We start from the raw sequence: 11,211 nt of genomic DNA, 5'->3' as shown, positions 1-11,211 counted from the left end.
GCAAAGAACTGCACGCGGCAGCGTCGCGCGCTTTTTCCCGGCGAATTTCCGAGTTTATCCGGTAGGTTGCAGTTCCTAATTGCGCTTTTTCTATCTATAGTCGTTAAAGTCGATACGCTGCGCGAACCAAGAACAACGCCCGGGGGGAACCGATGATAAGGTCGGAATTAATCCAGAAGATCGCCGACGAGAATCCACATTTGTATCAGCGTGACGTCGAGCGCATCGTGAACACGATTTTCAATGAAATCACCAATGCCATGGCCGAAGGCAACCGTGTCGAACTGCGCGGCTTCGGTGCGTTCTCGGTCAAGAAGCGCGATGCCCGGACCGGGCGCAACCCGCGCACCGGCGAGTCGGTGCAGGTCGAGGAAAAACATGTGCCGTTCTTCAAGGCCGGCAAGCTGTTGCGTGAACGGCTGAACGGAAAATCCTGATGCGTTATATCCGTTACCTTTCGATCGCCATCTTCGGACTGGCGCTTATCCTGATCGCGCTGGCCAACCGGCAGTTTGTCGAGGTGCAGATCCTGCCCGAGGAACTGGGCGGCATGGCGGCGCTGAACCCGTCCTACGAGCTTCCGCTGTTCATCGTGATGTTCGGCGGCATTCTTGCGGGTCTGGTAATCGGGTTCATCTGGGAATGGATCCGCGAGGCCAAGGAGCGCGCGGCAGCCGCGCGGCAGGCGCGGGAGATGGCGCGTCTGCGGGCCGAGGTGCGGCGGCTGAAAGGCGAGAAGCACAAGGACCAGGACGAGGTGCTTGCGCTTCTGGACGAGGCCAGCTAACCCGCTGCGTCATGGCGGAGGACATTCGGATCAAGATGTGCGGGCTGACCCGGCCCGAGGATATCCCTGCCGCGGTGGCGGCGGGGGCAGCCTATGTAGGGTTCGTGTTTTTCCCGAAATCGCCGCGATACGTGACGCCCCAGCTCGCGCGCGAGATGGCGCTGGCGGTGCCGCCCGGCGTGGCCAAGGTGGCGCTGGTGGTGGATGCGGACGACACGTTGCTGGACGAGCTGACGGACGTCGTACCGCTGGACATGTTGCAATTGCATGGGCAGGAGAGCCCCGAACGCGTGGCCGAGATCAAGGCCCGCTATGGCCTGCCGGTGATGAAAGCCGTGGGCGTGCGCGAGGCGGGGGATCTGGAGGCGATCGACCGGTACGCGGCGGTGGCGGACCAGATCCTGCTGGATGCCAAGCCGCCGAAGGACGCCACCCGCCCGGGCGGCAATGCCGAGAGCTTTGACTGGAGCCTGATCGCGGGGCGGGAGTGGTCCGTGCCGTGGATGCTGGCCGGGGGGCTGACCGTGGACAACGTGGCCGAGGCGATTCGGGTGACGGGGGCGCGGCAGCTTGATCTTTCGTCGGCGCTGGAAAGCGGGCCGGGGGTCAAGGACCACGGCAAGATGCGCGCCTTCGCCGACGCGGCGCGGGCATGATCCGGTTCCGTGAGGCGGGACAGGCGGATGTCGCTGCCGTGGTGGCGCTTTTGACCGATGACATGCTGGGGCAGGGGCGCGAGGGTGCCGAGCCCGCGCTTTACGAGGCCGCCTTTGCGCGGATGCGAAACGAGGGCAACAACCATCTGATCGTGGGCGAGGACGAAGCGGGCCGGATCGTCGCCACCTACCAGATCACCTTTATCAGCGGGCTGTCGCTGCGCGCCGCGCGGCGGGCGCAGGTGGAAAGCGTGCGCGTGGCGGGCGATAAGCGTGGGCAGGGCGTGGGCGAGGCGATGTTCGAGGACGTCAAGGCGCGGGCGAGGGCCGCGGGCTGCACGTTGGTGCAGCTGACGATGAACGCCACCCGGAACGATGCCAACCGATTTTACGAGCGCATTGGCTTCGTGGCGTCGCATACCGGGTTCAAGCTGGCACTGGATTGACGCTTCGGTTCGCTTTGCCCAAGTTGAAGCAAAGGAGAGACGCATGGACAAGCAGGATCTGGACGATGTTTACGGAGCCAAGACGCCCGAGGAATCGCGGGCGATTTATGACAATTGGTCGACCGGCTATGATGCCGATTGCCTGAGCCAGGGCTTCCGCCTGCCCGGGTTGGGCGCGGCGCTGTTGGGCCGGTATCTGGGCGAGACGGACGCGCCGGTGCTGGACGCGTGTTGTGGCACCGGGCTGGTGGGCGAGACGCTGCGGCTGATGGGATATGGCCGGGTCGTCGGCTGCGACCTGTCTCCGGATATGCTGACGTTTGCCGACAGGACCGGCGCCTACGAGCAACTGGAGGTGGCCGATACCGGCGTCGGGTTGCCCTTTGACGATGATGCCTTTGCAGGGTTCGTCTGCGTCGGGGCGTTCGGGCCGGGCCATGCGCCGCCGGTGACGCTGGAACATCTGGCGCGGGTGACGCGGCCCGGGGGCATTGGCGTGTTCAACCTGCTGGATGCGACGTACGAGGAGCAGGGCTTTCCGCCGGTTCTGGACAAGCTTGCGGCCTCGGGCGCGTGGGACGTGATTTACACCACGCCGTCGTTCCGGCCCTTCCTGCTGGCCGAGCCGGAATTGCTGAGCACTGGTTATGTCGTGCGGGTGAGGTGAACGCTCGAGAATATTCGTACGAATATTCTCGGGGCCGCGTGTCGCACAGGAATGCGCTGGAAAACGGTGGGCCCGTGCCATATTGAGGCGCAAGCAAACAGGGATGATGACCATGAACGATCTCTTCAACTCCTTCATGACCGGCCCGGACGAGAAGGGCCGTTTCGGAGATTTCGGCGGGCGCTTCGTGTCCGAGACGCTGATGCCGCTGATCCTGGAACTGGAAGAGCAGTACGAGAACGCCAAGACCGACCAGAGCTTCTGGGACGAGATGGATTTCCTGTGGAAGCATTACGTCGGCCGGCCGAGCCCGATGTACCATGCCGAAGGTCTGACCGAGCGGCTGGGCGGCGCAAAGATCTACATGAAGCGCGACGAGTTGAACCACACCGGCGCACACAAGATCAACAACGTGCTGGGGCAGATCCTGCTGGCGCGGCGCATGGGCAAGACCCGGATCATCGCAGAGACGGGCGCGGGCCAGCATGGGGTCGCCACCGCCACGGTCTGTGCCAAGTTCGGGCTGAAATGCGTTGTCTACATGGGCGCGCATGACGTGGAACGCCAGCGACCCAACGTGTTCCGCATGAAGCTGCTTGGTGCAGAGGTGATCCCGGTGACCAGCGGTCGCGGCACGCTGAAGGACGCGATGAACGACGCGCTGCGCGACTGGGTGACCAACGTGCGCGACACGTTCTATTGCATCGGCACGGTGGCGGGGCCGCATCCCTATCCGGCGATGGTGCGCGACTTCCAGTCGATCATCGGCAAGGAAGCCAAGGAACAATTGCAGGAGGCCGAGGGCCGTCTGCCCAACACGATCATCGCGGCCATCGGCGGCGGGTCGAACGCGATGGGGCTGTTTTACCCGTTCCTTGACGACAAAGAGGTCAACATCATCGGCGTCGAGGCCGGCGGCAAGGGCGTGAACGAGAAGATGGAACACTGCGCGTCACTGACCGGCGGGCGTCCCGGGGTGCTGCATGGCAACCGGACCTACCTGCTGCAGGACGATGACGGGCAGATCCTGGAGGGATACTCGATTTCGGCGGGCCTCGATTACCCGGGGATCGGGCCAGAGCATTCGTGGCTGCACGAGATCGGGCGCGCAAAATACGTGTCGATCACCGACAAGGAAGCGCTGGAGGCGTTCAAGCTGTGCTGCGAGGCCGAAGGGATCATCCCGGCGCTGGAGCCGTGCCACGCGCTGGCCCACGTGATGAAGATCGCGCCTGACCTGCCGAAGGATCACATCCTGTGCATGAACATGTGCGGACGGGGCGACAAGGACATCTTTACCGTCGCGCGGCACCTGGGCTTCGAGATGGGTGAAGGCGACTAGGGCGCCACACCCCCGGGCAAGGCGTGAGGACGGTCAGTCGTCGTCTTTTTCATCCTCGGTTTCCTGGTCTTTGTCGTCCGAGCTGTCTTCATCGTTGCCGCGATCGCCGTCTGCGGCTTCGTCGCCGTCTGGATCGGCCTCGCCGTCTTCGCGAATCGAGTCGTCGAAAAGAAAACCAGCCGCGTTGAGTTCCAGCTGTTCCGGCGTGGTCCCGGAACTGGAGTCAGCGACAGTGTCGTCGGCCATGGCCGCACTGGAAAGCAGGATAGCGGTAGCGGAGAAAGCAATAATGCGTTGCATGCGGGATTCCTTCGCTTACTGGTACGAACGCGCCGACTGGCGCAGTACATGCGGTAGAGGTAGCGCCGTGAGGATGCAGAGCAAGTCAGCACCAACGGGGCACGCGATTCTGGCGATAGGTTGCCATGGGCGAAACCACATCACACAGGTCCTCTCGACGACGCTTGGCGCCGCGAGATAGAAAACGCGCCGGACGGTGAGGTCCGGCGCGCCGTTCCATCGTCATTCGGATCGCAGATCTTCGTCAGCCTAAACGAGCGAGTAGTAGTAGATCACGACCGGAACGGTGGTTTCGTCGCTGGCGTTTCGCGTTTCACTCGCGCTGGTGTTACTGCTGTCCGAGGCATCGGCGCTGTCGCCGCTGTCCATGTTTTTGCTTTCGGACGTGCCTGCGGTCATGTCGAGCGCCTTGGTCCCGGCACCGCGGTATTCCTGTGGCGACAGCGAGTCGGAGCCGTCGGCATCCATCGCGTCAAAGCGCTTTTGCAGGGCCTTCTCGCTCCAGTCCTTGTCGATTTCGCCTTCATATTCAGCCTGCGTGATGATGCCGTCGCCGTCGCTGTCATACATCTTGAAGCGGTCGACGGCGGTTTTTGCGAATTCCTCGGCATTGTCGGTGTCGGTGGACACGGCCGATTTCATGTCGCTGTCATCGGTGCGCCAAGCCTTGTTGGTCAGGTCCTGGTATTCCTCGACGCTGAGTTCGGTCTTGTCGCCGGCGTCGAGATCAGCCCAGTCGGGTTTGTCGTTGCCCGCCTGCGTCATGGCTTCGCGGTTGTTCTGCTCGGCCTTGCCGATGCAGTTGACCATTTCCTCGCGGTCGACCGACCCATCCTTGTTGAGATCGAGCGCAGCGAATTCGGCGTCGCGCGCGTCCTTGATTTCCTGTTCGCTCATGAAGCCGTCCTTGTTCTGGTCGGCCGGCATGAAGGCGGTTTCGCAGAAGGCGGACATGTCGGTCTCGCCGTCGCTCTGTCGCGCCAGCGCGGGGGCGGCTGTGGCCAGCGCGGCGGAAGTCAGGATCGTTGTTGTCAGGGTTTTCATCGTCATGTCTCCTTTCGTTTTTTCAAACGGTCGGGAGGACGGGTGTGGCGTCACTCCTCCGGTATTGACGTCCCGGAGAAAGAACGTGTCGTTGCGATGCGAGTTCCTGAATTTCTGCCGAATGCCGTGCAGGCTTTCGCAGCATTCGATCACCGTGTGGATCGCAGGCGGACACCTGAAAGCGCATCTGAAGTGGCGCGAGAGGGCCTTACGAAGTCTCGCCGGAGGCGTGCTGTTTCAGCACGTCGATGGGCACGATGTCGAGCGCGCGGGCGTGGGTCGCCTCGAGCCGCACCTTGGGCGCGCAGCCTTCGTCATGGGCTTGCAGGAAGCGGCCGGCGCAGAGGCACCAGTGGTCGCCGGGCTTGAGACCGTCAAAGCCGAATTCGGGGCGCGGCGTGGAGAGATCGTTGCCGACGTATTTCGAATAGGCGAGGAACTCGGCGGTCATCAGGGCGCAGACCGTGTGGCTGCCCTGATCTTCGGAACATGTGTTGCAATGCCCGTCGCGGAAAAAGCCGGTCATCGGCGCGGTGGAGCAGCTTTCGAGCTTGCCGCCCAGCACGTTGACGGAGGTGTCCATTTCGATTGCCATGCGATGCTCCCTGATCCGGTTGGCCACATCCTGCACGCCCGGCGGAAGCGGGGCAAGGGAGGCGGTGTGTCGCGGCGTCAGAGCGCGCCCGCGATGCGGCGGAACATGTCGATGTTGGCATCGTTCACGCCCGGCTCGCGAAAGGCGCGGTCGGCGGCGGTGGTGACGATGACCACGTCGCGCGCCTGGTCGATATAGATATACTGCCCGTAGATGCCGCGCGCCATGAACTGGCCCGGCTCCGAGCCTTCGGGGATCCACCATTGGTAGCCGTAGCCGATCTGGCCCGGCTCGGTCGGGGCGCTTGGTTCCGTGGACGCGGCGATCCAGTCGGCGGGCACCACCTGCTGGCCGCCCAACTGTCCGTTCTGTTCGATCATCAGGCCGAAGCGGGCATAGTCGCGCGTGGTCAGGTTGAGGCCGCCGAGCACGAAGGCGACGCCTTTGCCGTCGGTGATATAGTAGGGCGCGGATTCGAGCCCGAGCGGCGCGATGATCTTTTCCGACAGAAGCGAGGGGATGTCGCGGCCCGTGGCGCCGCGGATGATCATGCCAAGGACATGCGTGTCGATGGAGACGTATTGCCAGCGCTGCCCCGGGGGCGTGTCGCGGGCCTCCAGCCCGGCGGCGAAACCGTCCATCGTGCCGCCCAGAGCAAGCACGCGGCCCATGCGGTTTATGTCGGAATCGTAATCAAGGTAATCCTCGTCGAAGCGCACGCCGCTGGTCATTTGCAGGACATTGCGGATCGTGGCCCCGTCATAGGCGCTGTCTTTCAGCGCGGGCGCGTATTGCGTGACCGGGTCCTCGAGGGAGGCGATCTGGCCCTCGTCCACCACGACGCCCATCAGCGCGGACAGGAAGGACTTGGCCACTGACCAGCTTATGCGGCGATCATCCGGTGCGGTGCCGAGGTGATAGCTTTCGTGGACGACTTCGCCCTGGTGCAGGACCAGCAGCGAGGTGACGGCGCGATCTTCGATCCAATCCTGTGTGCCTTGGGTCAGGGTGATGGGATTCCCCGGGGGCAAGGGCATGACAGGCGCGTCGCCGCGCGGCACGGGCGTGTGCAGGAAGGCGCTGTCCATGTTCGAGAAGTTCTGGACGATATGCTCGGACTCGAAAAGCGTGTTGACCGCCATGAGCCGCGCGATTTCCTCGCGTTTCCAAAGGCCGATACCGATGGCGACGATCGCCAGGACGCCGATTATCCGGAGCGTCCATTTCAGGATGCCGCGCATGTTGAAATCCTCCCTTTGGCGCAGGAAAGCACCCGGTGCGCCGGGCGGCAAGAAGAACGCGGCGTTACCGGAACTTGTCCATCAGCTTTTGCAGCGGGCTGCGGTCTTCGGTGTCGGAGGGATCGGGGGGCGCGTCCGGCTTTGCAGCCGGTTTTGCGTCGGCTTGTGTTTTCGGCGTGGATTTCGAGGAGCGGGCGGGCGCGGTGCGCAGGGAAACGGCGTTGAGAAACTTGTCGTTATGGCCTGCGGCCAGTTCGGGTGCGCCGTCGGAGAGGCCGCGCAGAAGGTCGTCGAGCCAGTCGGCATCGGCCTTGGCGAAATCCTGAAGCACGTAATGCGACACCAGATCCTTGCGGCCCGGGTGGCCGATGCCGAGGCGGACGCGGCCGTAATCCTCGCCGATATGGGCGTGGATCGAGCGCAGGCCGTTGTGGCCCGCGTGGCCGCCGCCCTGTTTGACGCGGCATTTGCCGGGGGCAAGGTCCAACTCGTCGTGGAAGACAATGACGTCCGAAGGCTCCAGCTTGTAAAAACGCATGGCCTCGCCGACCGACTGGCCGGACTTGTTCATGAAGGTTTCGGGCTTTAGCAGCAGGACTTTTTCAGAGCCGAGCTTGCCTTCGGTCAGCTGGCCCTGAAATTTCGACCGCCAGGGCGCGAAGCCGTGATCGGAGGCGATGCGATCGAGCGCCATGAAGCCGATATTGTGGCGGTTCTTCTCATATTTGCCGCCCGGATTTCCCAGGCCCACGAAAAGCAGCATTGCCGATCACCCGTTCTTTGGTGAGGATGGTCTACGCGGCGGGGCGCGTTGAATCAACACGAGAGCGGCAAGGACGGGCAGGGGACATGGGCGAATACGCGGTGAACGGTGTCACGCTGGTGGTGCCCGACGAGATGCTGAACGAGCGGGTCGCGGGCAAGCTGGCAAGCGGCACCTACGAGGCGCACGAGGCCCATGCGGCGCAGATGCGCCTGCGCGAGGGGATGCGCGTGCTGGAGCTGGGCGCGGGTGTGGGGTACATCGCGTCGATCTGTGCGGGCGTGGCCGGCGCTGCGAACGTGGTCACGGTTGAGGCCAACCCGGCAATGCTGCCGGTGATCCGCGACAACCTTGATCGGAACGGGCATCAGGCGACGCGACTTGTCCACGGGGCGGTGACCGGGGATGGCGATGCGGACGAGATCGCGTTCGATCCCAAGAAAGTGTTCTGGGCGGGGCGGATCGCCGACGAGGAGACCGACCCCGACAAGCTGGTGTCGGTGCCGATGCTGCCGTTGGCGGGGTTGCTGAAGGAGTATCGCCCGCATCTGGTGATCATGGACGTGGAAGGCGCCGAGCGGCATCTGTTCGGTGCGCCCTGGCCCGCGCATGTGCGGGCGGTGATGATGGAGTTGCACCCCAACCAGTATCCTGACGCGGTGATCAAGCAGATCGTGGATTGCATGTCGGATTCGAACCTGACCTACGATCCGGGGCCGTCGCGGGGACGGATCCTGTGCTTCCGACGCTTGCGGCACGCATAAAAAAACGCGAGGGCCGGAGCCCTCGCGCTGGTTTTTTCGTAAGTGGGGGAAGAGCTTAGTCTTCGCCGCCTTCCGCCTCTTCGACGCTGTCCGGGCCGGCCTCTTGCTCGGTTGCCGGGACCTCATCGGCTGCGACGTCTTCGTCTTCCTCTTCATCGCTGTCGGATTTCAGCGCCGACGGAGCCGCGATGTTGCAGATCACGAAGTCACGGTCGATGGTGGGTTTCGCGCCTTCGGGCAGTTCGACCTGGCTGATAGTGATCGTGTCGCCGATGTTTTCCATCAGGCTGAGGTCGACAGTGATGCTTTCGGGGATGTCGCCGGCGGTGACGACAAGCTCGATCTCGTTGCGGATCACGGTCAGAACACCGGTTTTCAGTGCCTCGCACTCTTCCTCGTTGATGAACTCGACGGGGATGAAGAGGTTGATCTTGGTGGTGCGGCGCAGGCGCATCAGGTCGAAGTGGGTCGGAAGATCCTTGACCACGTCGCGCTGAACGTCGCGGCAGATCACGCGGACGTCGTCGTGCCCGTCAACCTTGAGGTTGAAGAGGGTGGACTTGAACCGGCCCTGTTTCAGCCGTTTCAACAGGACGTTGAACGGAATGTTGACGGGCAGCGGATCGACGTCGCCCCCGAATACGATCCCCGGAACCATGCCGTCGCGGCGTGCAGCACGAGCGGCGCCCTTGCCCGTCCCCGTGCGTTCCTGGGCGTGAAGATCAGGAATTTCTCCAGCCATGTGTGTTCTCCATATGCAAAGGCGGGGCTCCTCCAAGGCTGTAGCCCCGCGTGAAGCCGTCGCTTTAGAGGAATAAGGGCGGCTTGAAAAGCCCAAATATGCAAGGTTTTGCGGGATTCAGCGGGTCAGGTGCGCACGGTCTGGGCGGGCGGCGTCACACGGCCCCAGGAAACGCCTTCGAGCAGGGACGGGTCGAGCCGGTCGCCGTGCAGGACGCTGACGTCGCCGGTGGCTTCCATCACAACGGCGCGAACCTGATCGGGCTCAAGCGCGTTGGCCTCGCGCAGCTTGGCGCGGATGTCGGCACGGGTGACGCGGGCAAGGCTGAGGTTCTCGTCGAGTATGCGGCCCTCGTGCATCAGGATGATGGGCCGGGTGTCCACAAGATGTTCAACCGCGCGGAACCGCACGCGCAGGGCCGAGATGGCGAAGCGCAGGGCAAAGAGCGCGGCGAGCGCGAGGATGCCCGGCAGGAATCGGTTGGATGTGGTCATCAGCGTGGCGACGACCGAGCCGCTGGCGAGCGTCAGGGCGAAGTCGAAGCTGGACATCTTGGAGAAGGAGCGCAGACCATTGACCCGTGCCAGCAGGATGATGACGGCGACCGCCACGACGGTCTGAAGGACGGTATCGGGCATGTCCGGACTCCTACGTTTGCATGACAGGCGAACGCAGGGGATGGGACGATGTTCCGGGGTTACTGCCAGTCGCCCGAGAAGTTCCGGGGCACCATCAGGATATCACGGTCGACCTGGTTGATGTCGGTGTGCCCACAAAAGGCCATCGAGACATCCAGTTCCTTGTGGATGCACTGGAGCGCCTTGGTGACGCCTTCCTGCCCCATGGCGCCAAGGCCGTAGACATAGGCGCGGCCGATATAGGTGCCTTTCGCCCCGAGGGCGAGCGCCTTGAGCACGTCCTGCCCCGAGCGGATGCCGCTGTCGAGGTGGACTTCGATCTTGTCGCCCACGGCGTCCAAGATCTGGGGCAGGGCGCGGATGGCGGAAAGCGCACCGTCCAGTTGCCGGCCGCCGTGATTGGACACGACGATGGCATCGGCGCCGACATTCAGCGCCTCCTTGGCATCACGCGGGTCGATGATGCCCTTGATGATCAGCGGGCCGTCCCACATCTTGCGGAACTCGCGGATGCGGTCCCAGTTGAGTGCCTCGTCGAACGCCTCGGCCGTCCAGGAACTGAGCGAGGACGGATCGGTCACGCCCTTGGCGTGCCCGACGATATTGCCGAAAAACCGCCGCTTGGTGCCGAGCATACCGAGGCCCCATTGCACCTTGGTCATCATGTCGGCAATGGACTTAACAGTTAGTTTAGGCGGCGCGCTGAGGCCGTTCTTGAGGTCCTTGTGGCGCTGGCCCAGCACTTGCAGATCGACGGTGATGACCGCCGCCGAGCAGTTGGCGGCCTTGGCGCGGTCGAAAAGCCGTTGCATGAAATCATGGTCTTTCAGGGTGTAAACCTGCATCCAGAAAGGCTTTTCCGTGTGGGCCGCCACGTCCTCGATCGAGCAGATCGACATGGTGGACAGCGTGTAGGGCACGCCGAATTTCTCGGCGGCGCGGGCGGCTTTTATCTCGCCATCGGCGTGCTGCATGCCCGTCAGGCCCACGGGGGCAAGCGCCACGGGCATCGAGACGTCCTGGCCGATCATCTGGGTCGCCGTCGAGCGGTTGGACATGTCCACGGCGATGCGCTGGCGCAGGTAGATGTCACTGAAATCGCTAGTGTTCTCGCGGAAGGTCTGTTCCGTCCAGCTGCCCGATTCCGCGTAGTCGTAGAACATCTTGGGCACGCGGCGGCGGTAGATCTTTTTCAGGTCGTCGATATTGGTGATGACGGGCATGGC

Annotated in this window: 15 protein-coding genes; 7 read left to right on the top strand and 8 right to left on the bottom strand. The window is 63.4% G+C overall.

The window, feature by feature from the left end; translation table 11 throughout:
- The first annotated feature begins 152 nt into the window (after positions 1 to 152).
- The 6 genes from ihfB (at position 153) to trpB (ending at position 3,898) form a co-directional block, all read left to right on the top strand.
- Positions 153 to 437 carry an integration host factor subunit beta gene (ihfB, locus tag PVV74_RS09685; RefSeq protein WP_057792171.1) on the top strand — a complete coding sequence of 95 codons (285 nt, stop codon included), beginning with the start codon at positions 153 to 155 and terminating at the stop codon, positions 435 to 437.
- A complete protein-coding gene (locus PVV74_RS09680) occupies positions 437 to 787 on the top strand; it encodes a lipopolysaccharide assembly protein LapA domain-containing protein (RefSeq protein WP_103763331.1) in 351 nt (116 codons plus the stop codon). Before ihfB ends, PVV74_RS09680 begins: the two co-directional genes overlap by 1 nt.
- Before the next feature lie 11 nt (positions 788 to 798).
- Positions 799 to 1,443, top strand: coding sequence for a phosphoribosylanthranilate isomerase (locus PVV74_RS09675; protein WP_274593025.1), 645 nt, complete (start codon positions 799 to 801; stop codon positions 1,441 to 1,443).
- Complete coding sequence (locus tag PVV74_RS09670) at positions 1,440 to 1,889, top strand: GNAT family N-acetyltransferase (protein WP_274593024.1); 450 nt, start codon at positions 1,440 to 1,442, stop codon at positions 1,887 to 1,889. The genes PVV74_RS09675 and PVV74_RS09670 overlap by 4 nt, the downstream gene beginning before the upstream one ends.
- A 43-nt stretch (positions 1,890 to 1,932) precedes the next feature.
- Complete coding sequence (locus tag PVV74_RS09665; RefSeq protein ID WP_274593023.1) at positions 1,933 to 2,556, top strand: class I SAM-dependent DNA methyltransferase; 624 nt, start codon at positions 1,933 to 1,935, stop codon at positions 2,554 to 2,556.
- 112 nt (positions 2,557 to 2,668) lie between these two features.
- Positions 2,669 to 3,898, top strand: a complete 1,230-nt coding sequence (gene trpB, locus PVV74_RS09660) for a tryptophan synthase subunit beta (RefSeq protein ID WP_274593022.1) — start codon at positions 2,669 to 2,671, stop codon at positions 3,896 to 3,898.
- A gap of 33 nt (positions 3,899 to 3,931) precedes the next feature.
- On the opposite strand, the gene PVV74_RS09655 is transcribed toward trpB, so the two are convergent.
- From PVV74_RS09655 to pth, 5 genes are all read right to left on the bottom strand, one after another.
- Positions 3,932 to 4,198: a hypothetical protein gene (locus PVV74_RS09655; protein ID WP_146050028.1), complete on the bottom strand. Its 267-nt coding sequence runs from the start codon at positions 4,196 to 4,198 to the stop codon at positions 3,932 to 3,934.
- Between the two features lie 249 nt (positions 4,199 to 4,447).
- Positions 4,448 to 5,242 (bottom strand): hypothetical protein, encoded by a 795-nt coding sequence (locus PVV74_RS09650; protein ID WP_274593021.1) that lies wholly within the window; start codon positions 5,240 to 5,242, stop codon positions 4,448 to 4,450.
- A 208-nt stretch (positions 5,243 to 5,450) separates the two neighbouring features.
- Complete coding sequence (locus PVV74_RS09645; protein WP_103763457.1) at positions 5,451 to 5,837, bottom strand: DUF2237 family protein; 387 nt, start codon at positions 5,835 to 5,837, stop codon at positions 5,451 to 5,453.
- A 77-nt stretch (positions 5,838 to 5,914) separates the two neighbouring features.
- Positions 5,915 to 7,078, bottom strand: a complete 1,164-nt coding sequence (locus PVV74_RS09640) for a serine hydrolase domain-containing protein (protein ID WP_103763337.1) — start codon at positions 7,076 to 7,078, stop codon at positions 5,915 to 5,917.
- Positions 7,079 to 7,142: 64 nt separating this feature from the next.
- Positions 7,143 to 7,841, bottom strand: a complete 699-nt coding sequence (gene pth / locus PVV74_RS09635) for an aminoacyl-tRNA hydrolase (RefSeq protein ID WP_274593020.1) — start codon at positions 7,839 to 7,841, stop codon at positions 7,143 to 7,145.
- A gap of 86 nt (positions 7,842 to 7,927) precedes the next feature.
- On the opposite strand from pth, the gene PVV74_RS09630 reads away from it, so the two are divergent.
- On the top strand, positions 7,928 to 8,605 hold the full coding sequence (locus tag PVV74_RS09630; RefSeq protein ID WP_274593019.1) for an FkbM family methyltransferase: 678 nt from the start codon (positions 7,928 to 7,930) through the stop codon (positions 8,603 to 8,605).
- A 55-nt stretch (positions 8,606 to 8,660) separates the two neighbouring features.
- On the opposite strand, the gene PVV74_RS09625 is transcribed toward PVV74_RS09630, so the two are convergent.
- The 3 genes from PVV74_RS09625 to PVV74_RS09615 form a co-directional block, all read right to left on the bottom strand.
- Complete coding sequence (locus PVV74_RS09625) at positions 8,661 to 9,347, bottom strand: 50S ribosomal protein L25/general stress protein Ctc (protein ID WP_103763340.1); 687 nt, start codon at positions 9,345 to 9,347, stop codon at positions 8,661 to 8,663.
- A gap of 125 nt (positions 9,348 to 9,472) precedes the next feature.
- Positions 9,473 to 9,985 carry a DUF421 domain-containing protein gene (locus PVV74_RS09620; protein WP_274593018.1) on the bottom strand — a complete coding sequence of 171 codons (513 nt, stop codon included), beginning with the start codon at positions 9,983 to 9,985 and terminating at the stop codon, positions 9,473 to 9,475.
- 59 nt (positions 9,986 to 10,044) lie between these two features.
- A complete protein-coding gene (locus tag PVV74_RS09615; protein WP_274593212.1) occupies positions 10,045 to 11,208 on the bottom strand; it encodes an alpha-hydroxy acid oxidase in 1,164 nt (387 codons plus the stop codon).
- Positions 11,209 to 11,211 lie beyond the last annotated feature (3 nt).

Source organism: Roseovarius sp. SK2 (assembly GCF_028807495.1).
GTDB classification, from domain to species: Bacteria; Pseudomonadota; Alphaproteobacteria; order Rhodobacterales; family Rhodobacteraceae; genus Roseovarius; species Roseovarius confluentis.
This window is presented reverse-complemented; position numbering and strand designations above follow the sequence as displayed.

What these genes read in the sequence shown, in the direction of transcription:
- ihfB (WP_057792171.1), top strand. Translation starts at nt 153, where the DNA reads ATGATAAGGTCGGAATTAATCCAGAAGATCGCCGACGAGAATCCACAT.
- PVV74_RS09680 (WP_103763331.1), top strand. Translation starts at nt 437, where the DNA reads ATGCGTTATATCCGTTACCTTTCGATCGCCATCTTCGGACTGGCGCTT.
- PVV74_RS09675 (WP_274593025.1), top strand. Translation starts at nt 799, where the DNA reads ATGGCGGAGGACATTCGGATCAAGATGTGCGGGCTGACCCGGCCCGAG.
- PVV74_RS09670 (WP_274593024.1), top strand. Translation starts at nt 1,440, where the DNA reads ATGATCCGGTTCCGTGAGGCGGGACAGGCGGATGTCGCTGCCGTGGTG.
- PVV74_RS09665 (WP_274593023.1), top strand. Translation starts at nt 1,933, where the DNA reads ATGGACAAGCAGGATCTGGACGATGTTTACGGAGCCAAGACGCCCGAG.
- trpB (WP_274593022.1), top strand. Translation starts at nt 2,669, where the DNA reads ATGAACGATCTCTTCAACTCCTTCATGACCGGCCCGGACGAGAAGGGC.
- PVV74_RS09655 (WP_146050028.1), bottom strand. Translation starts at nt 4,198, where the DNA reads ATGCAACGCATTATTGCTTTCTCCGCTACCGCTATCCTGCTTTCCAGT.
- PVV74_RS09650 (WP_274593021.1), bottom strand. Translation starts at nt 5,242, where the DNA reads ATGAAAACCCTGACAACAACGATCCTGACTTCCGCCGCGCTGGCCACA.
- PVV74_RS09645 (WP_103763457.1), bottom strand. Translation starts at nt 5,837, where the DNA reads ATGGCAATCGAAATGGACACCTCCGTCAACGTGCTGGGCGGCAAGCTC.
- PVV74_RS09640 (WP_103763337.1), bottom strand. Translation starts at nt 7,078, where the DNA reads ATGCGCGGCATCCTGAAATGGACGCTCCGGATAATCGGCGTCCTGGCG.
- pth (WP_274593020.1), bottom strand. Translation starts at nt 7,841, where the DNA reads ATGCTGCTTTTCGTGGGCCTGGGAAATCCGGGCGGCAAATATGAGAAG.
- PVV74_RS09630 (WP_274593019.1), top strand. Translation starts at nt 7,928, where the DNA reads ATGGGCGAATACGCGGTGAACGGTGTCACGCTGGTGGTGCCCGACGAG.
- PVV74_RS09625 (WP_103763340.1), bottom strand. Translation starts at nt 9,347, where the DNA reads ATGGCTGGAGAAATTCCTGATCTTCACGCCCAGGAACGCACGGGGACG.
- PVV74_RS09620 (WP_274593018.1), bottom strand. Translation starts at nt 9,985, where the DNA reads ATGCCCGATACCGTCCTTCAGACCGTCGTGGCGGTCGCCGTCATCATC.
- PVV74_RS09615 (WP_274593212.1), bottom strand. Translation starts at nt 11,208, where the DNA reads ATGCCCGTCATCACCAATATCGACGACCTGAAAAAGATCTACCGCCGC.